The sequence below is a fragment of the Streptomyces sp. NPDC111516 genome, assembly GCF_055635345.1.
On sequence record NZ_JBVKBV010000020.1, the window covers coordinates 53,794 to 79,274 of the forward strand.

The 25,481-nt window shown below is 70.5% G+C and carries 24 protein-coding genes; 9 read left to right on the top strand and 15 right to left on the bottom strand.

Annotated features, from left to right (window positions below; translation table 11 throughout):
• Positions 1–73: 73 nt before the first annotated feature.
• Positions 74–598 carry a GtrA family protein gene (locus ACZ7L9_RS29115; protein WP_471419756.1) on the top strand — a complete coding sequence of 175 codons (525 nt, stop codon included), beginning with the start codon at positions 74–76 and terminating at the stop codon, positions 596–598.
• A 37-nt stretch (positions 599–635) separates the two neighbouring features.
• Here ACZ7L9_RS29115 and ACZ7L9_RS29120 read toward each other — a convergent pair whose 3' ends face one another.
• A complete protein-coding gene (locus tag ACZ7L9_RS29120; RefSeq protein ID WP_471419758.1) occupies positions 636–1,901 on the bottom strand; it encodes an ATP-binding protein in 1,266 nt (421 codons plus the stop codon).
• 15 nt (positions 1,902–1,916) lie between these two features.
• The gene (locus ACZ7L9_RS29125; protein ID WP_471419760.1) at positions 1,917–2,594 is read right to left on the bottom strand and encodes a response regulator transcription factor; all 678 of its coding nucleotides are present in this window, start codon (positions 2,592–2,594) and stop codon (positions 1,917–1,919) included.
• A 489-nt stretch (positions 2,595–3,083) separates the two neighbouring features.
• Here ACZ7L9_RS29125 and ACZ7L9_RS29130 point away from each other — a divergent pair, with 489 nt between their 5' ends.
• Complete coding sequence (locus ACZ7L9_RS29130) at positions 3,084–4,574, top strand: oligopeptide:H+ symporter (protein ID WP_471419762.1); 1,491 nt, start codon at positions 3,084–3,086, stop codon at positions 4,572–4,574.
• A 124-nt stretch (positions 4,575–4,698) separates the two neighbouring features.
• Here the strand turns inward: ACZ7L9_RS29130 and ACZ7L9_RS29135 are convergent, their stop codons facing one another.
• From ACZ7L9_RS29135 to ACZ7L9_RS29160, 6 genes are all read right to left on the bottom strand, one after another.
• Positions 4,699–6,024, bottom strand: coding sequence for a hypothetical protein (locus tag ACZ7L9_RS29135; protein WP_471419882.1), 1,326 nt, complete (start codon positions 6,022–6,024; stop codon positions 4,699–4,701).
• A 38-nt stretch (positions 6,025–6,062) separates the two neighbouring features.
• On the bottom strand, positions 6,063–7,202 hold the full coding sequence (locus ACZ7L9_RS29140) for a hypothetical protein (protein ID WP_471419764.1): 1,140 nt from the start codon (positions 7,200–7,202) through the stop codon (positions 6,063–6,065).
• Positions 7,199–8,221: a hypothetical protein gene (locus ACZ7L9_RS29145; RefSeq protein WP_471419766.1), complete on the bottom strand. Its 1,023-nt coding sequence runs from the start codon at positions 8,219–8,221 to the stop codon at positions 7,199–7,201. Before ACZ7L9_RS29145 ends, ACZ7L9_RS29140 begins: the two co-directional genes overlap by 4 nt.
• A gap of 88 nt (positions 8,222–8,309) precedes the next feature.
• Complete coding sequence (locus ACZ7L9_RS29150; protein ID WP_471419768.1) at positions 8,310–8,978, bottom strand: peptidase; 669 nt, start codon at positions 8,976–8,978, stop codon at positions 8,310–8,312.
• A gap of 162 nt (positions 8,979–9,140) precedes the next feature.
• Positions 9,141–9,656 (bottom strand): ATP-binding protein, encoded by a 516-nt coding sequence (locus ACZ7L9_RS29155; RefSeq protein WP_471419770.1) that lies wholly within the window; start codon positions 9,654–9,656, stop codon positions 9,141–9,143.
• A gap of 204 nt (positions 9,657–9,860) precedes the next feature.
• Positions 9,861–10,229, bottom strand: coding sequence for an STAS domain-containing protein (locus tag ACZ7L9_RS29160; RefSeq protein WP_471419771.1), 369 nt, complete (start codon positions 10,227–10,229; stop codon positions 9,861–9,863).
• 303 nt (positions 10,230–10,532) lie between these two features.
• Here ACZ7L9_RS29160 and ACZ7L9_RS29165 point away from each other — a divergent pair, with 303 nt between their 5' ends.
• Complete coding sequence (locus ACZ7L9_RS29165) at positions 10,533–11,537, top strand: RNA polymerase sigma factor SigF (RefSeq protein ID WP_471419883.1); 1,005 nt, start codon at positions 10,533–10,535, stop codon at positions 11,535–11,537.
• 133 nt (positions 11,538–11,670) lie between these two features.
• Here ACZ7L9_RS29165 and hutI read toward each other — a convergent pair whose 3' ends face one another.
• The 4 genes from hutI to hutU form a co-directional block, all read right to left on the bottom strand.
• Positions 11,671–12,843: an imidazolonepropionase gene (hutI, locus tag ACZ7L9_RS29170; RefSeq protein ID WP_471419773.1), complete on the bottom strand. Its 1,173-nt coding sequence runs from the start codon at positions 12,841–12,843 to the stop codon at positions 11,671–11,673.
• 113 nt (positions 12,844–12,956) lie between these two features.
• Positions 12,957–14,342 carry a formimidoylglutamate deiminase gene (locus ACZ7L9_RS29175; RefSeq protein ID WP_471419775.1) on the bottom strand — a complete coding sequence of 462 codons (1,386 nt, stop codon included), beginning with the start codon at positions 14,340–14,342 and terminating at the stop codon, positions 12,957–12,959.
• Positions 14,333–15,541, bottom strand: coding sequence for an allantoate amidohydrolase (locus ACZ7L9_RS29180; RefSeq protein ID WP_471419885.1), 1,209 nt, complete (start codon positions 15,539–15,541; stop codon positions 14,333–14,335). The genes ACZ7L9_RS29175 and ACZ7L9_RS29180 overlap by 10 nt, the downstream gene beginning before the upstream one ends.
• Positions 15,542–15,681: 140 nt before the next feature.
• Positions 15,682–17,340, bottom strand: a complete 1,659-nt coding sequence (gene hutU, locus ACZ7L9_RS29185) for a urocanate hydratase (RefSeq protein WP_471419777.1) — start codon at positions 17,338–17,340, stop codon at positions 15,682–15,684.
• Between the two features lie 248 nt (positions 17,341–17,588).
• Here hutU and ACZ7L9_RS29190 point away from each other — a divergent pair, with 248 nt between their 5' ends.
• The 4 genes from ACZ7L9_RS29190 to ACZ7L9_RS29205 all read left to right on the top strand — a co-directional run bounded on the left by ACZ7L9_RS29190 (position 17,589) and on the right by ACZ7L9_RS29205 (position 19,731).
• Positions 17,589–18,011, top strand: a complete 423-nt coding sequence (locus ACZ7L9_RS29190) for a hypothetical protein (RefSeq protein ID WP_471419779.1) — start codon at positions 17,589–17,591, stop codon at positions 18,009–18,011.
• A complete protein-coding gene (locus ACZ7L9_RS29195) occupies positions 18,008–18,784 on the top strand; it encodes a winged helix-turn-helix domain-containing protein (protein WP_471419781.1) in 777 nt (258 codons plus the stop codon). Before ACZ7L9_RS29190 ends, ACZ7L9_RS29195 begins: the two co-directional genes overlap by 4 nt.
• Positions 18,785–18,822: 38 nt before the next feature.
• Positions 18,823–19,287 (top strand): roadblock/LC7 domain-containing protein, encoded by a 465-nt coding sequence (locus tag ACZ7L9_RS29200; protein WP_471419783.1) that lies wholly within the window; start codon positions 18,823–18,825, stop codon positions 19,285–19,287.
• Between the two features lie 69 nt (positions 19,288–19,356).
• Entirely contained in the window at positions 19,357–19,731 is a 375-nt protein-coding gene (locus ACZ7L9_RS29205; RefSeq protein ID WP_471419785.1) for a hypothetical protein, read from the top strand.
• 10 nt (positions 19,732–19,741) lie between these two features.
• On the opposite strand, the gene ACZ7L9_RS29210 is transcribed toward ACZ7L9_RS29205, so the two are convergent.
• Together ACZ7L9_RS29210 and ACZ7L9_RS29215 are read right to left on the bottom strand one after the other, a co-directional pair.
• Complete coding sequence (locus ACZ7L9_RS29210) at positions 19,742–20,278, bottom strand: hypothetical protein (protein WP_471419887.1); 537 nt, start codon at positions 20,276–20,278, stop codon at positions 19,742–19,744.
• A gap of 173 nt (positions 20,279–20,451) precedes the next feature.
• Entirely contained in the window at positions 20,452–21,303 is an 852-nt protein-coding gene (locus tag ACZ7L9_RS29215; RefSeq protein ID WP_471419787.1) for a MurR/RpiR family transcriptional regulator, read from the bottom strand.
• Positions 21,304–21,628: 325 nt separating this feature from the next.
• Here ACZ7L9_RS29215 and ACZ7L9_RS29220 point away from each other — a divergent pair, with 325 nt between their 5' ends.
• Both ACZ7L9_RS29220 and ACZ7L9_RS29225 read left to right on the top strand, forming a co-directional pair.
• Complete coding sequence (locus ACZ7L9_RS29220) at positions 21,629–23,074, top strand: purine-cytosine permease family protein (protein ID WP_471419789.1); 1,446 nt, start codon at positions 21,629–21,631, stop codon at positions 23,072–23,074.
• 61 nt (positions 23,075–23,135) lie between these two features.
• Positions 23,136–23,555 (top strand): hypothetical protein, encoded by a 420-nt coding sequence (locus ACZ7L9_RS29225; RefSeq protein WP_471419791.1) that lies wholly within the window; start codon positions 23,136–23,138, stop codon positions 23,553–23,555.
• A gap of 398 nt (positions 23,556–23,953) precedes the next feature.
• On the opposite strand, the gene ACZ7L9_RS29230 is transcribed toward ACZ7L9_RS29225, so the two are convergent.
• Positions 23,954–25,360, bottom strand: a complete 1,407-nt coding sequence (locus ACZ7L9_RS29230) for a cystathionine beta-synthase (RefSeq protein ID WP_471419793.1) — start codon at positions 25,358–25,360, stop codon at positions 23,954–23,956.
• Between the last annotated feature and the right edge of the window lie 121 nt (positions 25,361–25,481).

Sequence of the window (25,481 nt, forward strand, 5' to 3'; positions counted from 1 at the left end):
CACAGGCATCCCCCGGGCGGGCTGGATAGCATGACGGGTCCGACGCAACCGACAGACAGGCTGAGCGATCACTATGAGCGAACGGGGCGCACTGCGGACCCGGCTGGATCTGCTGGCCCGGGAGGTCGCCAAGTTCGGCGCGGTCGGCGCACTCGGCCTGGTGGTCAATATCGCCGTGTCCAACCTGCTCTGGCGCACCACGGACCTTCAGCTGGTGCGGGCCGGTCTGCTGGCGACTTTCGTCGCCATCCTCTTCAATTACATCGGTTTCCGCTACTGGACGTACCGGGACCGTGACAAGAGCGGGCGGACCAGGGAGCTCACGCTGTTCCTGGTGTTCAGCGTGGTGGGCGCGGTCATCGAGAACGGTGTGCTGTACACGGCGACGTACGGCTTCGGGTGGGACGGCCCGGTCCAGAGCAACGTCTTCAAGATCTTCGGGATCGGCCTCGCGACGCTGTTCCGCTTCTGGTCCTACCGGACATGGGTGTTCAGGGCGCTGCCCGCGAAGGAGACCGTGCTGAGCGCGGAGGGGTTCCTGAAGCAGGGGCGTACGGAGCAGGTGCCGCAGGTCCGGGCGGATTCGGTGCGGCCGTAGAGCAGGTCACCCGACAGGCTCTCAGCCCCGCACCCGCTCACCGCACCGGGCGTTCCGGTTCCTGTCTGTTCAGGGCCTCCCGGCTGAGGAACAGGGCGAAGACCGGCGGCTGCTGCTGGAGCAGTTCGAGGCGGCCGCCGTCCGCCTCCGCGAGGTCCCTGGCCACCGCGAGGCCGATGCCGGTGGAGTTGCGGCCGCTGATCGTCCGCTCGAAGATCCGGGCGCCGAGGTCGGGGGGCACGCCAGGGCCCTCGTCCGTGACCTCGACGACCGCCTGATTTCCGGTGACGCGAGTGCGCAGCGCGACCGTACCGCCGCCGTGCATCAGTGAGTTCTCGATCAGCGCGGCCAGCACCTGGGCGACCGCGCCGGGCGTACCGACGGCCCGCAGTCCCTGCTTTCCGGAGCGGACGATGGCGCGTCCCTCCCCCCGGTAGGCCGGGCGCCACTCCTCGATCTGCTGCTTGACGACCTCGTCGAGGTCGAAGACGACGGCGGAGCCGGTACGCGGGTCGCGGGCGTTGGTCAGCAGCCGCTCCACCACGTCGGTGAGCCGCTCGACCTGGGTGAGGGCGATGTTCGCCTCCTCCTTCACCGTGTCCGGGTCGTCGGTGACCGAGATCTCCTCGATCCGCATGGAGAGCGCGGTCAGCGGCGTCCGGAGCTGGTGCGAGGCGTCGGCGGCCAGCCGGCGTTCCGCGGTCAGCATCCGGGCGATCCGTTCGGCGGACGCGTCCAGGACGTCGGCGACCCGGTCCAGCTCCGGTACTCCGTACCGCTTGTGGCGCGGGCGCGGGTCGCCGGAGCCCAGGCGTTCGGCGGTCTCGGCCAGGTCCGTCAGCGGCGAGGTGAGTTTGTTGGCCTGGCGTACGGCGAGGAGCACGGCGGAGATGATGGCCAGCAGCGCCACCGCGCCGATGATCATCAGGGTGCGGCCGACCTCACGGGTGACGGAGGAACTGGACTCCTCGACGGTGACCCGCTCCCCCTGCTCCCCCTCGGCGGTACTCCTGATCACCCTGCCGGTGGGGCGTTCGCCGATTTCGAGGGGGGCGCGTCCGGGGATCTTGACGATTGCGTAGCGCTTGCCGGAGATCTGCTCGGACAGCAGTGTGGGGTTGATCCGCTCGTCCCCCAGGAGCCGGCTGTCGACGACGCTGATCAGCCGCAGCGCCTCGGAGTCGACACTCTCCTGGGCGCTGTTGCTGATGGTGCGGCTCTCGACGATGACGAGGGAGACGCCGAAGACGGCGATCACCACGAGTACCACGGCGAGCGTGGAATTGATCAGTCTGCGGCGCATGAGTGCTTCTGTACGTCAGCTCTTCTCGAAGCGGAAGCCGACGCCCCGTACGGTCGCGATGTAGCGGGGGTTGGCCGCGTCGTCACCGAGCTTCTTGCGGAGCCAGGAGATGTGCATGTCGAGGGTCTTGGTGGAGGACCACCAGGTGGTGTCCCAGACCTCGCGCATCAGCTGGTCGCGGGTGACGACCCGGCCCGCGTCGCGGACCAGGACCCGCAGCAGGTCGAACTCCTTGGCGGTGAGCTGGAGTTCCTCGTCGCCCATCCAGGCCCGGTGCGACTCGACGTCGATCCTGACGCCGTGGGTGGCCGGCTGCGGGGCGGGCTCGGTGGCGCCGCGGCGCAGCAGGGCCCGAACGCGGGCGAGCAGTTCGGCCAGGCGGAAGGGTTTGGTGACGTAGTCGTCGGCGCCCGCGTCGAGGCCGACGACGGTGTCCACCTCGTCGGCGCGGGCGGTCAGCACCAGGATCGGCACGGTGTGGCCATCGGCACGGAGCCTGCGGGCGACTTCGAGGCCGTCCATCCCGGGCAAACCCAGGTCGAGTACGACCAGGTCGACTCCACCCTGGAGGCCGGCGTCGAGAGCGGTCGGACCGTCTTCGCGGACCTCGACCTCGTAACCCTCCCGACGCAGGGCGCGGGCCAGCGGCTCCGAGATGGATGCGTCGTCCTCTGCGAGCAGTACACGGGTCATGGAGTGATGGTAGTCCGCGCGGGGCGGATGAAGTGGGGTGATCCAAAAGCCCTGCGGCTCCGCAAGCAAAAGGGAGGGACGCCTTCGAATGTGGGAGTTTGGTTCCACGCTTACCTGTGATCCATGTCTCAAGTCCTTCCATATCCGGCACTGTCATGTCGTATGGTGGCTCAAAGCCTGTTGCACTACTCAAGGACTCTTGGGCAGCTTTTAGCGCCGAGGGTCTCTTTTGTTCTGCCGGCTGGTTTCCCGCCAGTCGTGAATCAAGTGAATGACCTGTGGCCGGGCTCGGAGCGCGAAATGCGCACCGGGCGTGGATCCCGATGCGGTCACTTCCCGTCTCCTCGGTCGGCTCCTCCATGAGCCCGGCGGTCGGACGAATCCCCTGTCAGGCGTGGGGATGGGACGTGGCCGTGCCGGTGCCGGCCTCCCCCCACCGGGCGCGTCACGCTGACGAGGCGTCGCGTCCCGAGCGAGCAAGGATCGACCATGGCGTCCAGCCTGACGAAGGACCCGGCCAGTACTTCTGGATCCGAGAAGACCTTCTTCGGCCACCCCCGCGGCCTGGCCACTCTCTTCATGACCGAGATGTGGGAGCGTTTCAGCTATTACGGCATGAGGGCCCTGCTCCCCCTCTACTTGATTGCGCCCAACGGGCTTCACATGAACCCGGCCACGGCCACGGCGATCTACTCGGTCTACGTATCGCTGGTCTACCTGCTCGCCATGCCCGGCGGCTGGTTCGGCGACCGGGTCTGGGGTCCCCGCAAGACCGTCGCCGTCGCCGGTACGGTCATCGTGATCGGCCACCTGGCACTGGCGCTGCCCACACAGGGCACGTTCTTCGCCGGCCTCGGCCTGGTGGCCATCGGCTCCGGCCTGCTGAAGTCCAACATCTCGACGATGGTCGGCCACCTCTACGACGGCCCGGACGACCCGCGCCGCGACGGTGGCTTCACGATCTTCTACATGGGCATCAACGCGGGTGCCTTCGCCGCGCCGCTGATCATCGGCACCGTCGGTGAGAACGTCAACTGGCACCTGGGCTTCGCGCTCGCCGCGCTCGGCATGGGGCTGGGTCTCGCCCAGTTCCTGATGGGCACCCGCCATCTGAACGAGCGCAGCCTCGTCGTCCCGAAGCCGCTGTCCGCCGCCGAGCGGACGAGCACGCTGCGCAAGGGCATGATCTGGCTGGCCGTCGCGGCCGTCTTCTACATCGTCACGGTCGTCACCGGCGTCTACACGCTCAACTGGATCCTGGTCCCCATCACCATCGCGGGCCTGGTCATCCCGGTCGTCGTCCTGGCGCGCATCAAGCGCGACAAGGAGCTCAGCGCCACCGAGCAGTCGAAGATGTCCGGCTACATCTGGTTCTTCGTCGCCGCCGCCATCTTCTGGATGATCTACGACCAGGGCGGTTCGACGGTCGCGATCTTCGCCAAGTCCTCGGCCAACAACAGCGTCTTCGGCTGGGACTTCCCGGTCTCCTGGTACCAGTCGGTCAACCCGGTCCTGATCATGGCGCTGGCCCCGCTCTTCGCCGCCTTCTGGCTGTCGCTGAACCGCCGCGGCAAGGAGCCCAGCACGATCGTGAAGTTCAGCTCCGGCCTGGTCCTGGTCGGTGCGTCGTTCTTCCTCTTCCTGATGCCGCTGACGATAGCGACCGACGGCCACAAGGCCGCCGCGATGTGGCTGGTCGCGATCTACTTCGTCCAGACGGTCGCCGAGCTGACGCTCTCCCCGGTGGGTCTCTCCGTCACCACGAAGATGGCTCCGGCCAAGTACGCCAGCCAGATGATGGGTGTCTGGTTCCTGGCCGTCACCGCCGGTGACTGCACCACGGGTCTGCTCTCCACCGCGGGCGTGGAGCTCAACGGCACCGGCGTGGTCACCCTGGAGGCCTTCCTCGCCGTTGCCGCGGGTGTCGCGGTCTTCATGTACCGCGGCAAGGTCAAGAAGCTCATGGGCAGCGTGCACTGACGCACCCGACCCGGCTCCGCGAAGGGCCGCCGCACACCGACGCTTCGGTGTGCGGCGGCCCTTCGCGTACGTCGAGCCGTTCGCCTGCGTCCGGCCCTTCCCGTGCGTCGGTCCGGCGCTCAGCTCACCTGGTGCCGCGCAGCCTGCGCCACGGAGTTAGGGTGAACACGGCGCCGCCGAGAAGGATCGCCGTCCCCGCGACCAGGCCGAGTGCGCGCAGGGTGCCGGTGCCCTCGGCCCCGGTGGCGGCCAGTCCGCCGCCGGAGTCCGTGCCACCGGCGGAGGAGCCGGTGGTGCCCGTGGAGCCCGTGGTCGTGGAACCGGAGGCACCGCCCTGCTGGGCGGTGGTGTCGAGTTCCAGCGACGGGGTCACCGAGCCCTTGACCTTGCAAGGGATGTTGATCTTCGAGGCCCCCAGGGTGACATCGATCGTCAGGGTGCCGGGGCTGAGCGTGGACTTCCCGGACGCGCCCGGCTTGTAGGTGCCGGTCATGTCGGAGAGGTCGACGGGCTTGCCCTGCTCCAGCGGTTCGGCGTTGGCGGGGCCGGTGACCTTCACCGAGCCCTTGTCGGCGCCTCCGATGACGACATCCATGGACGGCTTGAGCGCACCGGCGGGCAGCGCGGCCGGGCTGTCCATCACGCCCTTGGCCGTCTTGACCGTGAGCGCGTAACTCCCGCCGCTCTTCTTGGCGTTGATCGTCACCTTGGAGGATATGTCGGCCGGTCCCGGGGACGTACAGGTGAAGTGGACGGCGACCTCCTTCCCGGGGAAGTCGGTCTGGCCGCCGCCGGAGCCGGAGGTCGTACCGCCCGCGGTCGTGGATCCGGAGGTGGCGGAGCCGGAGGTCGTGCCGCCCGCGGTGGTGGAACCACCCGTGGAGCCGCTTGTCGTACCGCCCGCCGTGGAACCGGAGGTCGTACCGCCCCCGGTCGTGGATCCGCCGCCGTCCGTGACCTTGATGGTCGCGCCGGTCTTCACCGTCTCCTTCGGGCTGCACTTGGTGTCCGTGGAGATCGGCTTGGAGACGTTGATGTTGTACGCGTCCGGCGTCAGCGTGATCTCGCCGGCCTTCTCCAGCTTCAGCGTGCCCTTCATGTCGGGCAGCACCATGGCGCTGTTCTTCGGGATCGGCGGGTTCTGCCGCGGCCCTTCCATCTGCAGGGTCCCCGTGGCCGCGCCGCCCACCTTGATGGTGCCGGTCGGCTTGACCGTGTCCTTGTCGAGATCGAGTACGTCGGGGTTCTTCGAAGCGGCCTGGACCGTCTTCCAGACCACCTCGATGGTGTCCCCGACCTTGGCCTCGGCGGGCGCGGTCAACTGCACCACGGTGGTGCCCTCCACGGGCGGCAGTCCGGAGATGGCGGGGGGTATGCACTCCGTCTTGTACGAGGTGTCGGCGGCCTGGGCCGGACTCGCGGCCAGCAGCATGCCCGCGCCGCCGAGCATCATCGCGACTCCCGCCGCGACCGTCCTCCGTTGCGTACTCACGAATGTCCCTTCGTCGTCGGTCTGTTCTCTGACGGTGCGGAATCCGGTGTGAACCACGGCAGGGCGGCCGTAGTGGTGGGCGGGGGCGCGGCCGCGGAGCTCCCGGCGGGCCCCGCCGCGCCGCGCAGCTTCGGGAGCCGGGCCGTCGCCCCGGCCGGTTGCGGGTGTCGGTGGCGCCTGGTGCGGACCGGGGTGCGCGAGGTGCGGGGCCGTACCCTGTCGACGATCGCCATGCCGATCCGGAACACGGCGGCCGGCACGACGACGCACAGCAGGATCCAGAAGAGGGTGACGCCCCAGGGGCGGCCGACCCCCCACGGCTGCTCGGCCAGCACCTTGCTGCCGTACTTCAGCGAGACCTGGTAGTCGCCGTGGGCGCCCGCGGTCAGTTCGACCGGCAGCTTGATCTGCGCCTTGTGGCCGGACTCAATGGTGCCGCGCCACTGCCGTTCCTCCCACTGCGGGGCGAGGACGCCGTGCGCGGTGCCGACCCGGAAGACCGGGTCCTTGACCGGAGCGGACCCCAAGTTACCTACGGTGAAGACAAGTTGACGGGAGGGCGGAGCGCCGAACCAGGTGAGAATTCCGCTGTCGCCCTCCAGCCGGGTGGTGGCCAGCACCGCGAGCCTGCCGCCCTCGGTCTCCTTCGGCAGCGCGGCGACCGGGTGGCCCGCGACGACGAACACGGCGTCCGCGGTGGCCTGTTCCCCGGTGACGGTGGCGACATGCACCACGCAGGGGCAGGGTGCGGGCGGCTCGGCGACCGGCATCTTCTTGCCGAAGTCGCCCTTGGTACCGGTGGTGACGGCACGGCCCTCGGCGTTGGCGCAGGAGTTGGTGCCGCCGATCACTCCGCGGTCCGGGGTGGCCTGTCCGCAGATCAGCATCATCAGGAGCGTGTTGGGGCGCCAGCCGCTGCCCTTGACGGTGATCTCGCCACCCTTGCCCGCCTGCTGCCTGGAAAGGGTGACCACGGGCTTGGCGTCCGCGGCTGTCGGCCCCGCCGCGCCGGCACCGGTCGCGGAGAGCATCAGCAGCGCGGGCAGCAGCGCACCGAGCAACGCGGCGAGCAGCGGCGCGGCGGCCCGCCGGTGGCTGCCGCCGCGGAGTGTTGCCGGTCCGGCCTGTCCAGTCACGATTCCGCTCCCGCCTTCGCCAAGTGCCTTCTCCTGGAGTGCTGTTGATCCGCCGGGGGCTGTCCGGGCGGGCCGCCGCCGTCGCCGTCGTCCGGTGGCCGGATGCGTGCGCTCCGGCGCCGGTAGGCGTACGCGGCGACAGCCGCCAGGAGCAGCAGCGCGCCACCGGTCACCGGAACCCACGGGACGAAGACCGCGTGGGCCGTCGCCTCGCCGTGCGCGCCGCCCGCCGCCATGACGCGCAGCCGTACGGTCACCGAGTCGAGCGCCGGGGCGCCCTGCCACGGTTCGCCGAGCCTGACGCGCTGTCCGGGCAGCAGCTCCACCGGCAGTGCGCGGGCCTCGCGCCGCAGCAGCCGCCGCCCGAGGACGCCGTCGGCGCCGACGGCGATCCGCGGGGTCAGGACCGTGTTGCCGCGGTTGACCAGCGTGTAGTGGATGGTCCGCCCGGACACGGTGACGTCCTCGACGGTGAGCGCACCCAACGTCGGCCCGCCGACCCGTAGCTGGATGCGCACGCCGACCGAGCGGTCACCGCTTTGCACGACGATGGCGCCAGGGTGGTCGCCGGGCGTCGCGCCCGTTGGCACCGTGACCGAGAACGGCACCTCGGCGCGGGTCCGGGCCGGCACGGTCACCTCGGCGGCGGCGGTCCGCAGCCAGGCTCCGGTCCCGGTGGAGCCCTTGTCGTCGCGTACCGCGAAGCCACCGTCCTCCGCGTTGTAAGCGTCCGCCCCGCGCAGCCGTACGGTGACCGGGGCCGTACCGGGGTTGGTGACGGAGAGCCGGTCCTGGAGGACGGTGCCGGGCGGGCCCTCCAGATAGAAGTACGGTCTGCCGCCGCCCGTACCGGAACCGCTCACCGCGGGCTGCGCCGTCCACGACGTGGTGCTTGCGGGCGGCGGCGTCCGGGCCTCGGCACCGGCCACCGGGGTCAGGGCGAAGGTGAACAGCAGTACGGCGAGGGCGAGTCGGCCGACAAGGGTGAGTCGGGCGGCGCGACCGGGCGGCGACGGCATGGGCGGCTCCCTGGTGCGTGACGGCGGCCGGCTCGTGGACTGGGACTCCTTCCGGATCCGGCCGGTCCGGAAGAAGCACCCTGACGCCCTATCGGCCCACCGCCCCCTGCCCGCGCCTGGTCAGCCAGAGCACCCCGGCCGCACCGGCGAGCAGCACCGTGCCGCCGAGCGTGCCGAGCGCCACCGCCGAGTCGAGCGGACCGGTCTTCGGCAGCTGCCCGCCGTTGTCCGGGGGGCTCTGCGCGTTGCCCGCGGCCGTCACGTCGAGCTGGAGCGACGGGCCGGGGTTGTTGGAGGGGGTACAGGTCGTGGTCGTACCGAGTGCCTTGATGGTGAGCACACCGGCGGTGAAGTCGACCTTGCCACTCTTCTTCGGGGTGTACGTACCCGACAGGTCACTGATCTTGATGGGGGTGTTGGCGGGTATGGCCGCGGAGTTCGGCGCACCGGAGACCTGGACCTGGCCCTGGTCGGCACCTCCCACCTTGATGACCGCGCTGGGGCTCATCGCGCCCTTGCCGAGTTCGACGGGGCTGGACGAGACGCCCTTCTGGAAGGACATCGTGAGCTTGTAGCCGCTGCCGCTCTTGACGCTCTTGATGTCGATGGGAGACACGGCGCCCTTGTCGCCGATCGGGGTCTTGCACTGGTAGTTGACGTCCACGACCGTGGCGTGGGCGGCGGGCGCGGCCATCAGCACCACCGCGCCCGCCAGCGCGGACGCCAGCGCGAGAGCTGTTCGCTTCTGGTAGGACACCTTGAGTTCCCCTCACCACTTTACTGACGACACATCAGATCGGGCGCTCAAGGTACGCCCGAGGCCTTGTGGAGGGAAGACAAAGAGCGCGCCGATCCGGCGCGCTCTTCAGCGGTGCACATGCGGGGCTCTTCAATGTCGCCCTGGAAACCGGACGCGGAACTACGCCGGGGCCGCCAGCTCCGCCCAGACGGTCTTGCCGGCCCGGCCCGTCACCCGCAGGACGCCCCAGTCCAGGCAGAGCCGTTGCACGATGAACATGCCGTGCCCGCCGGGCCGGCCGGCCCGGTGCGGGGTGCGCGGCGCGGGCTGCCCCGCACCCGAGTCGACGACCTCCACCCGCAGCACCTTCGCCGTGCAGGCGATGCGCAACTCCTCGGGGCCGTCCGCGTGCAGGCAGGCGTTGGTGACCAGTTCGGAGACGACCAGCAGGACGTCCTCGGCGGCGGCCCGTCCGTCGGCGCTCGTCGCGGGGAGCCAGCCCCAGTCGTGGAGCGCCTGACGGGCGAAGTCACGGGCCGTCGGCACGATGCCACCGACCCCCCGCAGCGACAATGTGCGCCACTGCCGCTCGACCGGCTCGGGGGAGGCCGCACCGGCGCCCGTGTCCGCGCCCGTGCCGGCGCCCTCCGGCTCGCGGCCGAGGTCGCCCGGCGGATGCTGCCGGGTGGTGCTCATCAGCGCTTCACCTCACCGATTCACCATGTCGCCATTGAACAGTTACAAGTACAGGTACACGTACAGCTACGAAGTGAGCGGCTCTTTCACGGTTCCGCCCGGTGTCTTCTGCCCGGCCGAATCGCGACAACACCCACTTCGCCTACGCGACTCGCGTGACACGGGCAACACATGAGGCCCCCGGGGTCGCGAAACGCGCCACGATCAGGTATTCAGGGCCGCTTCGAGGGAGTCATGGACGGTGAAGACCGCCTCGGCCCCGGTGATCTCGAAGACCCGCGCCACCACCGGCAGCATTCCGGCCAAATGGACCCCTCCCCCGGCCGCCTCCGCCTTGAGGCGGGCACCGAGCAGCACATTCAGCCCGGTGGAATCACAGAATTCGAGTCGCGAGCAGTCGACCACCAGGCGTACTCGCCCTTGCTCGACCGCGCTCTCCAGGGGTTCCCGCAGCAGATCCGCCGTGTGGTGATCCAGCTCACCCACCGGCGTCACGACTTCGCTGCGCCCCTCGGTTCGGGCCTCGACGTGAAGCCGACCCCGGTTCGCACTGCCGACCGTCCCGCGGTCCATGCCCGTCCCTCTTCGTCGTCACTGCTTGCATCACTGCCTGCGTCACTGCCTGCATCTCCGCGTGCGCAGATTCGTTGTAGCCGTCGCTGACGTTCTTGAAACAGTACGCGTTCCGTACGCCACGTGGTAGCCGAAGACCTCAACAAACCGGACATACAGCGACATTTAGCGCTTGTAACTGCCTGTCCGGACCGGGTAAGGGTAGGGGGACACCCAAAACACGGCCGGCTTCGGAGGCGCCGCTTCACCGCAGGAACACGTATGGGCATCGGCAGCCATATGCCGAGAACGATGGAGGAGACCATGTCACCCCGGCTCGACGAACCGCGTACCCACGACGCGACGTCAGCATGTCCTCAGGGACCGACCCACTCAGACTCCCCCGCCGGAAACGGCACGCGCACCAGCGACACCAGCACCGGCGCCACGGCCGGCACCACCCCGACCAGCACGATCAGCAGTACCGCCGACGGCACGGTCGACGGCCACGGTGTCACCGACGGTCTCGAAGGACTGCCCGAGATCCCGCCCTACGACGAAGTGGGGGCGCTGGATGCCAGGGCCCTGTCGAAGACGCTCTTCGAGCGGCTCGAATCCCTCGAAGAGGGCACCCACGAGTACTCGTACGTACGCAATACGCTCGTCGAACTGAACCTGGCCCTGGTCAAGTTCGCCGCCTCCCGGTTCCGCTCCCGCAGCGAGCCGATGGAGGACATCATCCAGGTCGGCACCATCGGCCTGATCAAGGCGATCGACCGCTTCGAACTCAGCCGGGGCGTGGAATTCCCGACGTTCGCGATGCCGACCATCGTCGGCGAGATCAAGCGCTTCTTCCGCGACACCAGTTGGTCCGTGCGCGTCCCGCGCCGACTGCAGGAGTTGCGGCTCGACCTGGCCAAGGCGGGCGACGAGCTCGCCCAGCAGCTGGATCGTTCACCCACCGTGGGCGAGCTCGCCGACCGCCTCGGCATCACCAACGACGAGGTCGTCGAAGGCATGGCCGCGAGCAACGCGTACACCGCGAGTTCGCTGGACGCCAAGCCCGAGGAGGACGACCACGAGGGCGCGCTGGCGGACCGGATCGGCTACGAGGACCACGGGCTCGAAGGCATCGAGTACGTCGAGTCCCTGAAGCCGCTGATCGCCTCGCTGCCGGGCCGGGACCGCACGATCCTCTCGCTCCGGTTCGTCGCCAACATGACGCAGTCGGAGATCGGTGAGGAACTGGGCATCTCACAGATGCACGTGTCGCGGCTGCTCTCCCGCACGCTGGTCAAGCTCCGGAAGGGCCTGACGCTGGAGGAGTGAACGGGCACCTCGCGCGCCCGCGGAACACCCGCCCGGCGCATCGCGAGCCCCTTGCGGAAGGACCTGCCCGGACGGCGGGCGGGTCCTTCCGCATGTGTGACGGCATGTCACGGGACGTCGGCGCCGTACCGGTTCAGGCGGCGCGTTCGCCGCGCTGCCAGACCGCGTGGACCAGCGGGACGCCCGGCCGGTAGGCGAGGTGGACATGGCTCGGTGCGTCGAGGAGAACCAGGTCCGCGCGGGCGCCGGGGGCGATGCGGCCGATGTCCGTACGGCGCAGGGCCGCAGCGCCGCCCGCGGTGGCGGACCAGAGGGCCTCGTCCGGGGTCATGCCCATGTCGCGTACGGCGAGGGCGATGCAGAAGGGCATGGAGGACGTGAACGACGAGCCCGGGTTGCAGTCGGTGGAAAGCGCGACGGTGGCGCCCGCGTCGAGGATGCGGCGGGCGTCGGGCCAGGTGGCGCGGGTGGAGAACTCGGCACCGGGGAGCAGGGTGGCGACGGTGTTGCCCTGGGCCAGGGCATCGATGTCCGCGTCGGTGAGGTGGGTGCAGTGGTCGGCGGAGGCGGCATCCAGTTCGACGGCGAGCTGGACGCCGGGGCCGTGGCCGAGCTGGTTGGCGTGGACGCGGGGGTGCAGGCCCTTGGCCCGGCCGGCGGTGAGGATGGCGCGGGCCTGGTCGCCGTCGAAGGCGCCCTTCTCGCAGAAGACGTCCACCCAACGGGCGTACGGGGCACAGGCGTCGAGCATCTCCCCGGTGACCAGGTCGACGTAGCCGGCCGGGTCGTCGGCGTAGTCCGGGGAGACGATGTGGGCGCCGAGGTATGTGACCTCTTCGGTGTGCTGGGCGGCGATGCGCAGGGCGCGGGCCTCGTCCTCGACGGTGAGGCCGTAGCCGGACTTGGTCTCGAAGGTGGTGGTGCCCTGGCGCAGCCCCTCGGCGAGGTATCGGGCGACGTTGGCGGAGAGTTCGTCGTCGGTGGCGGCGCGGGTGGCGGCGACCGTGGTCCTGATGCCGCCCGCGCTGTAGGCGCGGCCGGACATCCGGGCGTTGAACTCCTCGGTGCGGTCGCCCGCGAACAGGAGGTGGGAGTGGGAGTCGACGAAGCCGGGGATCACCGCCCGGCCGCCGGCGTCGACGGCGTTGTCAGTGGCGGGTGCTTTGCTTGACTCACCGGTCCAGACGACCCGGTCGCCCTCGATGACGACGGCCGCGTCCTGGATCAGGCCCAGGGGGGAATCCGCGTGCAGGGAGGGGTCGTTGGTGACCAGGCTGGCGATGTTGGTGATGGCGGTCGTCGTCATCGGGAGACTGCTCTCCTTGTATATCGGCTTGCGGGGCGGCGGTCCGCCGGTGGGCCTGCGGGGCGACGCCCGCGAGGATCCGGGGACCGGCCGACTCCGGTGCGGTGGGGTGGTCAGCGGTGGAGTGCGGCGATGGCCGAGGCGAGCGCTGCGGGGACGTCCCCGACCAGGGTGTGCTGCCCGTCGCGGACGATGTGCCGGCCTGCTACGACCGTGTGACGCACATCGGCTGCGGAGGCGGCGAATACGGCTGTTTCGGCAGCGAGCCGGGGTACCGGTCCCGCTGTTCTGACGGAGTCCAGGGCGACGGTCGCCAGATCGGCGGGCGCGCCGGGTTCGAGAATGCCCGCCTCGGGCCGGCCGAGCGCGGCATGTCCGTCGACCGTCGCGGCGCGCAGGAGGGCGGCCGCTGTCCAGTGACCGCGCGCCCGGGTGCGCAGGCGCTCGTTGAGCTCCATCGCCCGGGCCTCTTCGAAGAGGTCGATCACGGCGTGGCTGTCGCTGCCGAGGGAGAGCGGCGAGCCGGCGCGCTGGAGGGCGGGGGCGGGGCCGATTCCGTCGGCGAGGTCGCGTTCCGTGGTGGGGCACATGCAGGTGCCGGTCGCCGAGGAGCCGAGGAGCGTGATGTCCTCGCCGGTGAGGTGGGTGTTGTGGATGCCGGTGGTGCGCGGGCCGAGGACCCCGTGGTCGGCGAGGAGCCGGGTGGGGGTGCAGCCGTGGGCGGCGAGGCAGGCGTCGTTCTCCGCGGTCTGTTCGGAGAGGTGGACATGGAGCGGTGCCTGCCGTTCCTCGGCCCACGCGGCCACGGTGGCGAGCTGCGCGGCGGGGACGGCGCGCACGGAGTGGATGGCCGCGCCGATCAGGGCGTGGTCGCTGCTCTTGAGGAGGGAGGCGCGTTCGGCCCAGGCATCCGCAGTGGTGTCGGAGAAGCGCAGCTGGTGCTGGTCGGGCTGCTGGTACTGGGTGGGGCGCCGGCCGAATCCGGCGGAGAGGTAGGCGGTGTCCAGCAGCGTGATCCGGATACCGGCCTCGCCCGCGGCCGCGATCAGCGCCTCGCCCATCGCGTTGGGGTTGCTGTACGGGGTGCCGCCCGGTGCGTGGTGCAGATAGTGGAATTCGCCGACCGCGGTGATGCCGGCCAGGGCCATCTCGGCATACACGGCACGGGCGAGGTCGTAGTACGAGTCGGGGGTGAGCCGGGAAGCGACCTGATACATGGTCTCGCGCCAGGTCCAGAAGGTGCCGGAGCCGACCTGGACGGTGGAGCGCAGGGCCCGGTGGAAGGCGTGCGAGTGGGTGTTGGCGAGCCCGGGAAGGGTGAGCCCGCGCAGCACGGTGGCGCCCGGCGGCGGGGTGGCGACGCCGGTGCGGACGCCCGCGATGATCCCGCCGGACACGTCCAGGGCGACGCCCGGCTCGACATGGGTGCCGAGCCAGGCGTGGGACAACCAGTACGTCACGGTGACGGGCCGGCCCGTCGACTCCGTTGTCAGCTGCACGCGAGACCTTCCAGTACGTCGGCGAGTGCGGTCACCCCGGCCACGCAGTCGTCCTCGGCGGCGTGCTCGGCCGGCGAGTGCGAGATCCCGGTGGGGTTCCGTACGAACAGCATGGCGGTCGGGACCGAAGCGGACAAAATACCCGCATCGTGTCCGGCACCGGTGCCGAGGACGGGTACGGCGCGGTCGGCGTCGCCCCGGCCCGTCAGGATCTTGCCGAGCTCGTCGCGCAGGGCGTGCTCGAACTCCACGACGGGCGTGAAGGACTCCCGTACGACATCGAGGTCGATCCCGGCCCGCTCGGCGTGTTCCCGGGCGGCCCGCTCGATGCCGCCGACCACGGCGTCGAGGCGGTCCTGGTCGGCGGCGCGGGAGTCGAGCCAGCCACGGACGAGGGAGGGGATGGCATTGACCCCGTTCGGCTCGACGGCGATCTTGCCGAAGGTGGCGAGGGCGCCGACGAGCTCCGCCTCGCGGCGGGCGGCCAGCACGGTCTCGGCGTACGTGAGCATCGGGTCGCGCCGGTCGGCCAGCCGGGTGGTGCCGGCATGGTTGGCCTCGCCCCGGAAGTCGAACCTCCAGCGCCCGTGCGGCCAGATCGCGGAAGCGATGCCGACCGGGTCGCCGGTGAGGTCGAGGGCGCGCCCCTGCTCGACGTGGAGTTCCACGAACGCGCCGATACGCGCGAGGCGTTCGGGGTCGGGGCCGATGGCGTCGGGGTCGTAACCGGCTGCTTCCATGGCCCGCGGCAGCGTGATGCCGTCGGCGTCGGTGAGCCGGTGCGCCGCCTCGACGGTCAGCTGCCCGGCGGCGAGCCGGGAGCCCACACAGGCGAGCCCGAAGCGGGCCCCCTCCTCGTCGCCGAAGTTGCTGATGGCCAGCGGCCGGCTGAACCGCGCTTCCCTGCGACGGAGTTCATCGAGGGCGGCGAAGGAGGAGACCACACCGAGCGGCCCGTCGAAGGCGCCGCCGTCCGGTACGGAGTCGAGGTGCGATCCGGTGACGACGGCGTCCCCGGCGAGGGGGTCGCCGAGCCAGGCCCACTGATTGCCGTTCCGGTCGACCTCGTAGGTGAGCCCGCGCGCCTCGGCCTGCGCCCGGAACCAGGTACGGCAGTCGGCGTCGGCCCCGGTCCAGGCGTAGCGGCGGTAGCCGCCGCTGTCCTGATGCCGGCCGATGGGCGCGAGCTCCCGCCACATGGCCTGGAACGACGGCGTGCTGTGCCCGCCCCCGGACGGCCGGGCACCGGACCCGGTCGCGGCGCCGCCCCCGGCAGTGCCGACGGCTCCGGCGTGGTTCCCGGCCTGGTCGGCGGTCCCGGCCCCGTTCCTTTCCCCGGTCACTGCCCCTCCGTCATCGGCACGCGGACGCCCCTGTCCGCGGCGACCGACTCCGCGATGTCGTATCCGGCGTCGACGTGCCGGATGACGCCCATGCCCGGGTCGTTGGTGAGCACCCGGCGGATCTTCTCGCCCGCCAGCTTCGTACCGTCGGCGACGGTCACCTGCCCGGCGTGGATGGAGCGCCCCATGCCGACGCCGCCGCCGTGGTGGATGGAGACCCAGGAGGCCCCGGACGCCACATTGACCATGGCGTTCAGCAGCGGCCAGTCGGCGATCGCGTCGGAGCCGTCGAGCATGGCCTCGGTCTCCCGGTACGGGGAGGCCACGGAGCCGCAGTCCAGGTGGTCGCGCCCGATGGCCAGCGGGGCGGCCAGCTCGCCGGAGGCCACCATGTCGTTGAACCGCTCGCCGGCCCGGTCGCGCTCGCCGTAACCGAGCCAGCAGATCCGGGCGGGCAGTCCCTGGAAGTGGACGCGTTCACCGGCCATCTTGATCCAGCGGTGCAGTGACTCGTTCTCCGGGAAGAGTTCGAGCATCGCCCGGTCGGTCTTGTGGATGTCGGACGCCTCGCCGGAGAGCGCCGCCCAGCGGAACGGCCCCTTGCCCTCGCAGAAGAGCGGGCGGATGTACGCGGGCACGAACCCGGGGAAGTCGAACGCCCGGTCGTAGCCGGCGAGTTGCGCCTCGCCGCGGATGGAGTTGCCGTAGTCGAAGACCTCGGCCCCGGCGTCCATGAAGCCGACCATCGCCTCGACGTGCCTGGCCATCGACTCGCGTGCGCGCTGCGTGAAGTCGGCGGGCTTCTCGGCGGCGTACGAGGCCATGTCGTCGAAGTCGATGCCGAGCGGAAGGTACGAGAGCGGGTCGTGCGCGCTGGTCTGGTCGGTGACGATGTCGATCGGCGCGCCCTCGGCGAGCATCCGCGGCAGCAGCTCCGCCGCGTTGCCCAGCAGGCCGATGGAGAGCGGCTTGCGGGCGTCCCGGGCCTCGGTGGCGAGCTGGAGCGCGTGCTCCAGGGAGTCGGCGCGCACGTCCAGGTAGCGGTGCTCGATCCGGCGCTCGATGGCGCGCGGGTCGCAGTCGATACAGATCGCGACGCCGTCGTTCATGGTCACGGCGAGCGGCTGGGCGCCACCCATGCCGCCGAGTCCGGCGGTCAGGGTGATCGTGCCGGCCAGCGTCCCGTTGAACTTCTTGGCGGCGACGGCGGCGAACGTCTCGTAGGTGCCCTGCAGGATGCCCTGCGTGCCGATGTAGATCCACGATCCGGCGGTCATCTGGCCGTACATGGTGAGCCCGAGCGCCTCCAGGCGCCGGAACTCCTCCCAGTTCGCCCAGTCGCCCACCAGGTTGGAGTTGGCGATCAGGACGCGCGGGGCCCACTCGTGCGTCTGCATGACGCCGACCGGACGGCCGGACTGGACGATCATCGTCTCGTCCTGCTTGAGCGTCCGCAGCGTACGCACCATGGCATCGAACGAGCGCCAGTCGCGGGCCGCCTTTCCGGTGCCGCCGTAGACGACGAGCTTGTCGGGGTGTTCGGCGACCTCGGGGTCGAGGTTGTTCTGCAGCATGCGCAGGGCGGCCTCCTGCTGCCATCCCAGGGCGCTCAGTTCCGTACCGCGCGGTGCCCGTACGGGGCGGGGTCCTGACATGGCGATGCCTCCTCGCGAATTGTAAATCTTCTATTCACATCCTGATGGCCTGAATAGTCGTAGTCAACAGCTCTCTCGCACCGTTGTCCGGAATGGACACCCCCGGCCGCCCCGCGCACACCCCCCGCGCGCCGTCCACGTGCCCCCGGAGCATGTACCTGTGGAAAATGCCAGAACCCCCACCCGGAGCAGGCACGTTGCGTAGCCTCTGTGTCACAGCCGTACGCCACGTCGGGAGGGGAGTGCGCGTGCCCGGAATCGACGAGTGCCTGCTCGAAGTCATGAGGCTGCCCGGCGCCCGCGGCGCCGCGGTGGTCGACTGGACGAGCGGCCTCGCCCTCGGCACCATCGGCGAGTCACCCAACGGCGACCACGAGGCGACCGCCGCGGAGACGGCCGAGGTCGCACGGATGGCGGCCGAACAGCCCGCCTTCGCGCTGGAGGCCGGCGGACCGCCCACCGCGTTACCCGAAGGGGCAGTCGAGGGAGCGCCACCCCCGGTCGAAGACGTCATCGTCACCACCCGGGCCGGTTACCACATCCTCCGTTTCGTCGAGACCGCCTTCGACAGCAGCGTCTTCGTCCATCTCTGGCTCGATCGTGCGGAAGGCAATCTGGCGCTCGCCCGGATACGGCTGGGCGAGATGGCCCAGCGGCTGGTCCTGGCATGAGAACCGCCCCCGCCCCGGTCGCGCCCCTCTCCCCCATGCTGCAGCGCCTCGCCGCCGAGCATGCCACCGGCGCCCTGATGCGCGACCGCGGCACCCTCTACCTCGCCGAGGGCCAGGTGGTGCACGCCGAGAGCCCCGCGACACCCGGTATCGACGTCCTGCTCACCGCGGGCGGCGCCCTGCACCGCGACGGCTGGTGGGAGGCGGTAGCCAGGGCAGGTGCCGGGCAGCGGGTCGGCCGCTATCTGGTGGACAGCGGGCGGGTGCCGGGCGGGGCGCTGGAGCTGTGCCACCTGGGCGCGCTGTACGACGCGGCGTTCTTCGCGCTCGCCCCCACCCGGACCCCGGCCCGCTTCCGCTACGGGGTCTCCCACTGGATCGGCCCCGTCCGCCCCGTCCCCGTCGATGCCGTGCAGCGCGAGACGCTCCGGCGCCGGGAGCTGCTGGAGCGGATCTGGCCCGACGCGGCGGGCGACAGCGCACCGCTCGTACGGACGGACCGCTCCGTCGACGCACCCGTTCCGCCGGGCCGGCGCCGCGTACTCGATCTCGTGGACGGGGCACGTACCGCATCGGACATCGCCCAGGAGCTGGGCAGGCCGGCGTTCCATGTCCTGGTCGCTCTGCGACGCCTGGCCGCGGCCGGACTGGTCACAGCGGTACGGGAGCTGCCGGCCGCGGCCGACCCCGGCCGGATCGCGCTTCCGGAGGTCACGGCCGGCCCCGACGTCGCGCTGCTGCGCCGGCTCCGAGACGCATTGGAGGCCCTGTGATACGCGCGCTCAGACAGCGTGCCGGGAGGAGACAGCTGATGGTGCCCGAGGCCGAAGCGCAGGATGTGCTGGCCGAACTCCAGGGATTACGGGCCCGGGTCCCGCTCCTCTCCGGCGCCCTGGCGGCCAGCACCGACGGCCTCGTCCTGGCCCATGACACCCCGGGCGTGGCGGCGGAGGGCGTCGCCGCACTGACCGCGGCCGCGCTCGGCGTCGCGATCCGGATGGCGGACGCGACCGGCCGGGGCGGCTTCCGCGAACTTCTCGTGCGGGGCGCAACCGGCTACATCGCGACGTACGCAGCAGGCTCCTCGGCCGTCCTCACGCTGCTGGCCGAGGACCGGATCAACGTCGGCAGGCTCCATCTGGAGGGTCGCCGGGCAGGAGCCCGCATCGGCGAACTGATCGACACCGCGATGGAACGCACCGCACACCCGGCACCCCCGGCCCACGCCCCCGAACAGCCCACCCCGCAGCCCGGCCCGCTGCCGCGCCGCACGTAACACCAGATGCCCCGGAAAGAACCCAAGGATCCGGTCGACCCGGCCGGCCAGGAAAGGAAACGAGCACGCATGTCGAACACCGAAGCGTCACTCAAGGAAGCGATGACGTCCATCGAGGGCACCCTCGGTGTCGCCCTCGTCGACTACACCAGCGGAATGGCGCTGGGCACCCTCGGCGGCGGCAAGGACTTCAACCTGGAGGTCGCGGCCGCCGGCAACACCGATGTCGTACGCGCAAAGCTCCGCACCATGGAACACCTCGGCCTCCAGGACGAGATCGAGGACATCCTGATCACGCTCGGCAACCAGTACCACCTGATCCGGCTGCTCAAGGCCCGTGGCAGCAACGGCCTGTTCCTCTACCTGGTGCTGGACTCGGGCCGCGCCAACCTGGCGATGGCCCGCCACCAGCTGAAGCGGATCGAGGCCGAACTGGAGGTCTGACCCGGCGGCCTCAGCGCCGGCGCCGCGCCCCGCCGGGCGCGGCGTCACCCGCCATCGGCCCGGTCGTCCGGTACCCCTTCACCCGCTTGCCCGCGGGCCGCCCGTGCTCCACCCAGTCGGTCCGCACCCAGTACAGGGCGTCGTCCCGGCGCTCGCGCTGCCCGATCCGGACGGCCTTGATCCAGAGTCCGGCCCCCGCGCCCGCGAGCATCAGTCCGCCGGTCCCGGGCAGCAGGGACGCGCTCGCCACCGCCGCCAGGAACGCCCCGAGCAGCCACCACCGGTGCCCGCGCCGCCAGTTGCGTACGGTCACGGCGCGGTCCTGGAGGAAGTCGGACCGCCCGGCGCGGGTGGCGCCCCCGGCCAGTTCCGCGTATCGCCGGCCGCGTACGAGCGCCACCGCGGCCGCCGTGATCAGGAACAGCGCCGCCCCGGCCAGCAGCCCGATCCGGCGCCCGGCGATCCCCGGCACCATTGCGCCGATCGCCGCGGCGAGCAGCCCCGGCCACCACAGCAGTGCGGCTCCGGCCCGTACGATCACGGCCACCCTCGCCAACGACTGCGCTCCGCGCCCCACGTCCGTACCCCTCTCCACAGCTCCTTCTGATACTTCTGGGCCGGGAGATTAATAGCCGTAAATGAGCGGTGTCTGAGAATCGTCGAGGTTGGTGGGGCCGCCGCCCTCAGTACCTGATCACCATCAGGCCGTCGCCACCGCCGTCACTCGGCGAACAGCCCTCGCGCCGCGGCCCTCGCGTCGAACTCCTCCAGCCGCGCCTGCGCATCGGGCAGGTCGTCGCACATCGCCTCCAGCAGCACCCGCCCCAGCAGCATCGGCGCACACGCGGTATCGAAGGCGAGCCCGGTGCCGACGGCGGCCGGGATCAGCAGGTCGCTGTGGGTGGCCACCGGAGCGAACGCCGAATCGGCGACCGCCACCACGGTCAGGCCCTGTTCCCGGGCGTAGGCGAGAGCGTCCACGACCTCCTTCGGGTGCCGGGGCAGCGCGAAGCAGATCAGCGCGGTGGCGCCCGCCCGCCGCGCGGCGTCGATCCGGTCGTGCAGCATGCTGCCGCCCTCGTCGAGCACCCGGACATCGGGGTGGACCTTGGCCGCGAAGTAGCCGAACCCGCGCGCCTGCGAGGAGGCGGCCCGCAGTCCGAGCACCGGCAGCGGCCGGGAGGCCGCCAGCAGCCTGCCCGCACGTTCGACGGGTCCGGGGTCGGCGAGCAGCTCGGCCAGCTGCCGCAGATTCTCGATCTCGCCGAGGACGGCCTGCTGGTACTCGTTGTACGCGTCGTCTTCGCCGCCGCCCCCCGGTACGGACTCGGCGGGGGCGACCTCCCGCAGGTGTTTGCGGAGCGCCGGATAGCCGTCGAACCCGAGCGCCACGGCGAACCGGGTGACGGACGGCTGGCTGACCCCGGCGAGTTCGGCCAGCTCCACACTCGACAGAAACGGCACGTCCCCGGCCCTGCGCACCATCGAGTGCGCGATGCGCCGTTGTGTCGGTGTCAGCCGGCGCCCCTCGAAGAGCTGCTGCAGTCGTGCGGCAGGACTGCTCTCGTTCATACCGTCCCCCTCCAAAGTCCCGTGTACTGGTCGGGCAGTTCCTCGGCCGCGAAGTCCCTGAAGTCCCCGGAGTCCACCATGTGGGACGACATCATGCGCAAACTCCCCCCACCCAGGCACTTCGTCTCGCTTTTCGGGCCTCTGGAACCAGTGTTTTTCCCCAAAGTATTGACAACCTATTCAACAAGGAAGAACTCTGCATGACTATATGCAGCCGGGGCAAGGGACGACCGATGATCGGTTCGGCGCGGTGGCCAAGCGCTTCCCGAACGGCACTACGGCAGTTCACGACCTCAGCCTCAGCCTCAAGAAGGGAAGCCGACCCATGGCAGGCCTGCTCGAACAGCGCTCCATCGATGTCGTGCCGGACGACGAACGTCACGGCACCGCGTTCAGCCAGTTCACGCTCTGGCTCGGCGCGAATCTCCAGATCACCGCCGTCGTCACCGGCGCGCTCGCGGTCGTCTTCGGCGGCGGCGCGTTCTGGTCGGTCATCGGCCTGGCGCTGGGCAATCTGCTCGGCGGAGCCGTGATGGCCCTGCACTCCGCGCAGGGCCCGCGCCTGGGACTGCCGCAGATGATCCAGTCCCGTGCGCAGTTCGGGGTCAAGGGCGCAGTGGTCCCGCTGGCCCTGGTGATCGTGATGTACATCGGCTTCTTCGCCAGCGGCAGCGTGCTGGCCGGTCAGGCGGTCGGGGAGCTCACCCACCTCGGCGAGACGCCCGGCATCGTCATCTTCGCGCTGGTCACCGCCCTGATGGCAGCGATCGGTTACCGCGTCATCCATATGCTGGGCCGGGTCGCCGGCGTGATCTGCGCGGTCGCCTTCGTCTACCTCGGCATCCGGCTGCTGGACCGCATCGATCTCGGAGCCGTCCTCGCCGACCGCTCCTTCGATCTGCCGATGTTCCTGCTCGCGGTCTCGCTCGCCGCGTCCTGGCAGCTGGCGTTCGGCCCGTACGTCGCCGACTACTCCCGCTACCTGCCGCGCACGACCAGCGCCCGCGCCACCTTCTGGTGGACCCTCTCCGGCTCGGCGCTCGGCTCCCAGTGGTCCATGGTCTTCGGCGTGCTGGTCGCGGCCACCGCCGGGGACGCGTTCCTGGCGGGCCAGGTCAGCTACGTCGTCGCCCTGGGCGGGACCGGCCTCATCGCCTCGTTCCTGTACTTCGTGATCGCGCTCGGCAAACTGACCATCAATGTCCTCAACACCTACGGCGGCTTCATGTCGTTGGTGACCAGCATCAGCGGCTTCCGCGGCCAGAAGACCCTCTCCCCGCGCGGCCGGGCTCTCTACATCACGGGCATCATGGTCGTCGGCACCGTCGTGGCCCTGCTCGGCAAGGACAGCTTCCTCGCCTCCTTCAAAGACTTCCTGCTCTTCCTGCTGACCTTCTTCACCCCGTGGTCGGCGATCAACCTGGTCGACTACTACCTGATCTCACGGGAGCGGTACGACATCCCCGCCCTCGCCGATCCGCACGGACGGTACGGCGCATGGCGCCGGGACGCGCTGGTGGTGTACGGGATCGGGCTTCTCGCCCAGCTGCCGTTCCTGGCGACGCACTTCTACACCGGCCCGCTGGTCGCTCCGCTGGGCGGCGCCGACATCTCGTGGGTGGTCGGCCTGGTCGTACCTGCGCTGCTGTACTGGCTGATCGCCCGCCGCGACACCACGCACATTCCGGAGCACACGATCCTCCCCGCCCAGGCGACCGCGGGCGAGGACAGCGGGGCCGGGACCACCGGTACGGCGGCCGCCCGCGGGTAGCCGGAAAAGAGGGGGGGTAGCCCCACTGCCCCCGACGCCCCCGATTCGTACCGTGAACGACATGGATACCCGTGACCCTGAGCTGAAGAGCGAGCTCGATGCCACCCTGCATGCCCGTAGTGAGCTGGGTTCGGATTACGAGTCCGCGCTCGTCGAGTCGTTCCTGGAGAAGGTCGAGCAGCGCCTCGACACCACGCTCGACCGCCGCGTCCGGCGTCATCTCGCCGAGCAGCAGGTGAGCGTCGCCAGGGGTGCGCGTACACCGCAGCCCATGGGGAACTTCGGCGAGCGCTACGGCTTCGGGATCATCTCGCTGGTCCTGGCCATCCCGCTGTCGGCGATCGGCGCCGCGGCCGCCCATACCGGGGGCCTGGTCGTCGTCTGGCTCGGGATCGTCGGCGTCAACGCAGTGCACGCCGCCCGCAGTTGGCCCTGGTTCCAGCGCCGTTCCGGGCGCACGGGGTCCGACTGGGAGGACTGAGACCCGCGGGGCCGGGCCCGAGGACACGGGGCGCGCCAGGTGTCTCCTGGATCCGGCGGCGCGGGGCGGTACCCGGAGTGGGTGGCCGCGCCGGCCGGATGAGGCGCCGTGCGGGTGCATGTCGCGGGGACCGCCGCACCCCCGGTTTCCCAGGGGCGGGACGACGGCGGTCCCCGCGGGGGACACGGTCCGGGTCAGGGCCGGTCATCGTGTCCGGGCGACGGTGGAGGTCCGGGAGCCGCTCCGTAGTCCGTGTCGCCGTTCCGGGTGCCGGCGGGTTTCCCTGCCGACACCCCTCAATGTGCCGGACTCGTGTTAAGCCGGTGCTGCGTATACGTGTCACGCTCGTTCCGTTTCGGCGAAGCCCGGCGCCACAGTCCGCCTCGGGCCGCGGACCGTCACGGCTTGCCGGACCCCGCGTCCTTCGCGAGGAACGCCAGCAGGTCCTGCCTGCTGACCACGCCCTTCGGCTTGCCCTCGACCAGCACGATCGCCGCGTCCGCCGCGTTCGTGCCGCCGAGCACCGACATCAGGTCCTCGACCGGTTCACCGGAGCCGACCTGCGGCAGCGGCGGCGACATGTGCTTCTCCAGCGGGTCGGAGAGCGAGGCGCGCTGGGCGAACAGCGCGTTCAGCAGCTCCCGCTCCACCACCGAGCCGATGACCTCGGCGGCCATCACGTCCGGGTGGCCCGCGCCCGGCTTCACGATCGGCATCTGCGAGACGCCGTACTCGCGCAGCACGTCGATCGCCTCGCCGACGGTCTCCTCGGGGTGCATGTGCACGAGCGTCGGGATCGGGCCGTCCTTGTGGTCGAGTACGTCCCCGACGCGTGCGGACGTGCCGGTGTCCTCCAGGAAGCCGTAGTCGGCCATCCACTCGTCGTTGAAGATCTTGCTCAGGTAGCCGCGGCCGCTGTCGGGCAGCAGGACCACGACCACGTCGTCCGGGCCCAGTCGCTTCGCGACCTCCAGGGCGGCGACGACGGCCATGCCGCAGGAGCCGCCGACCAGCAGGCCCTCCTCCTTGGCGAGGCGGCGGGTCATCTGGAAGGAGTCCTTGTCGGACACGGCGACGATCTCGTCCGTGACCGTACGGTCGTAAGCGCTCGGCCAGAAGTCCTCGCCGACGCCCTCGACGAGGTACGGCCGCCCCGAGCCGCCGGAGTAGACCGAGCCCTCCGGGTCCGCGCCGACGACCGTGACCGAGCCGCCGCTGACCTCCTTCAGATAACGCCCGGTGCCGGTGATGGTGCCGCCGGTGCCGACGCCCGCGACGAAGTGGGTGATCTTCCCGTCCGTCTGCTCCCACAGTTCCGGACCGGTGGTCTCGTAGTGGGAGCGCGGGTTGTTCGGGTTGGAGTACTGGTCGGGCTTCCAGGCTCCGGGGGTCTCACGGACCAGCCGGTCCGAGACGTTGTAGTACGAGTCGGGGTGCTCGGGGTCAACGGCCGTCGGGCAGACGACGACCTCGGCACCGTAGGCGCGCAGCACATTGATCTTGTCCGTGGACACCTTGTCCGGGCAGACGAAGATGCACTTGTACCCCTTCTGCTGGGCGACGATCGCCAGTCCGACGCCCGTGTTGCCACTGGTCGGCTCGACGATCGTGCCGCCGGGCTGCAGCTCGCCGCTCTGTTCGGCGGCCTCGATCATCCGCAGGGCGATGCGGTCCTTGACCGAACCGCCGGGGTTGAAGTACTCGACCTTGGCCAGGACCGTCGCCTGGATGCCGGCCGTGACACTGCGCAGCCTCACCAGCGGGGTATTGCCTACGAGACTGATCAACGAATCGTGGTATCGCACCGTGTACTCCGGGGTCTCCGAGATGGTGCGGCAAGGGTATGCGTACGGACGCGGGATTGGGCGAAGCGATTGAGCGACGGTCACCGCGGGGCAGTTAGCTGTAGGTACGGCGGTACGGCAA

What these genes read in the sequence shown, in the direction of transcription:
- ACZ7L9_RS29130 (WP_471419762.1), top strand. Translation starts at nt 3,084, where the DNA reads ATGGCGTCCAGCCTGACGAAGGACCCGGCCAGTACTTCTGGATCCGAG.
- ACZ7L9_RS29160 (WP_471419771.1), bottom strand. Translation starts at nt 10,229, where the DNA reads ATGGACCGCGGGACGGTCGGCAGTGCGAACCGGGGTCGGCTTCACGTC.
- ACZ7L9_RS29115 (WP_471419756.1), top strand. Translation starts at nt 74, where the DNA reads ATGAGCGAACGGGGCGCACTGCGGACCCGGCTGGATCTGCTGGCCCGG.
- ACZ7L9_RS29165 (WP_471419883.1), top strand. Translation starts at nt 10,533, where the DNA reads ATGTCACCCCGGCTCGACGAACCGCGTACCCACGACGCGACGTCAGCA.
- ACZ7L9_RS29225 (WP_471419791.1), top strand. Translation starts at nt 23,136, where the DNA reads ATGGATACCCGTGACCCTGAGCTGAAGAGCGAGCTCGATGCCACCCTG.
- ACZ7L9_RS29195 (WP_471419781.1), top strand. Translation starts at nt 18,008, where the DNA reads ATGAGAACCGCCCCCGCCCCGGTCGCGCCCCTCTCCCCCATGCTGCAG.
- ACZ7L9_RS29200 (WP_471419783.1), top strand. Translation starts at nt 18,823, where the DNA reads ATGGTGCCCGAGGCCGAAGCGCAGGATGTGCTGGCCGAACTCCAGGGA.
- ACZ7L9_RS29180 (WP_471419885.1), bottom strand. Translation starts at nt 15,541, where the DNA reads ATGTGGCGGGAGCTCGCGCCCATCGGCCGGCATCAGGACAGCGGCGGC.
- ACZ7L9_RS29145 (WP_471419766.1), bottom strand. Translation starts at nt 8,221, where the DNA reads ATGCCGTCGCCGCCCGGTCGCGCCGCCCGACTCACCCTTGTCGGCCGA.
- ACZ7L9_RS29135 (WP_471419882.1), bottom strand. Translation starts at nt 6,024, where the DNA reads ATGCTCGGCGGCGCGGGCATGCTGCTGGCCGCGAGTCCGGCCCAGGCC.
- ACZ7L9_RS29205 (WP_471419785.1), top strand. Translation starts at nt 19,357, where the DNA reads ATGTCGAACACCGAAGCGTCACTCAAGGAAGCGATGACGTCCATCGAG.
- ACZ7L9_RS29125 (WP_471419760.1), bottom strand. Translation starts at nt 2,594, where the DNA reads ATGACCCGTGTACTGCTCGCAGAGGACGACGCATCCATCTCGGAGCCG.
- ACZ7L9_RS29120 (WP_471419758.1), bottom strand. Translation starts at nt 1,901, where the DNA reads ATGCGCCGCAGACTGATCAATTCCACGCTCGCCGTGGTACTCGTGGTG.
- hutU (WP_471419777.1), bottom strand. Translation starts at nt 17,340, where the DNA reads ATGTCAGGACCCCGCCCCGTACGGGCACCGCGCGGTACGGAACTGAGC.
- ACZ7L9_RS29215 (WP_471419787.1), bottom strand. Translation starts at nt 21,303, where the DNA reads ATGAACGAGAGCAGTCCTGCCGCACGACTGCAGCAGCTCTTCGAGGGG.
- ACZ7L9_RS29220 (WP_471419789.1), top strand. Translation starts at nt 21,629, where the DNA reads ATGGCAGGCCTGCTCGAACAGCGCTCCATCGATGTCGTGCCGGACGAC.
- hutI (WP_471419773.1), bottom strand. Translation starts at nt 12,843, where the DNA reads ATGACGACGACCGCCATCACCAACATCGCCAGCCTGGTCACCAACGAC.
- ACZ7L9_RS29155 (WP_471419770.1), bottom strand. Translation starts at nt 9,656, where the DNA reads ATGAGCACCACCCGGCAGCATCCGCCGGGCGACCTCGGCCGCGAGCCG.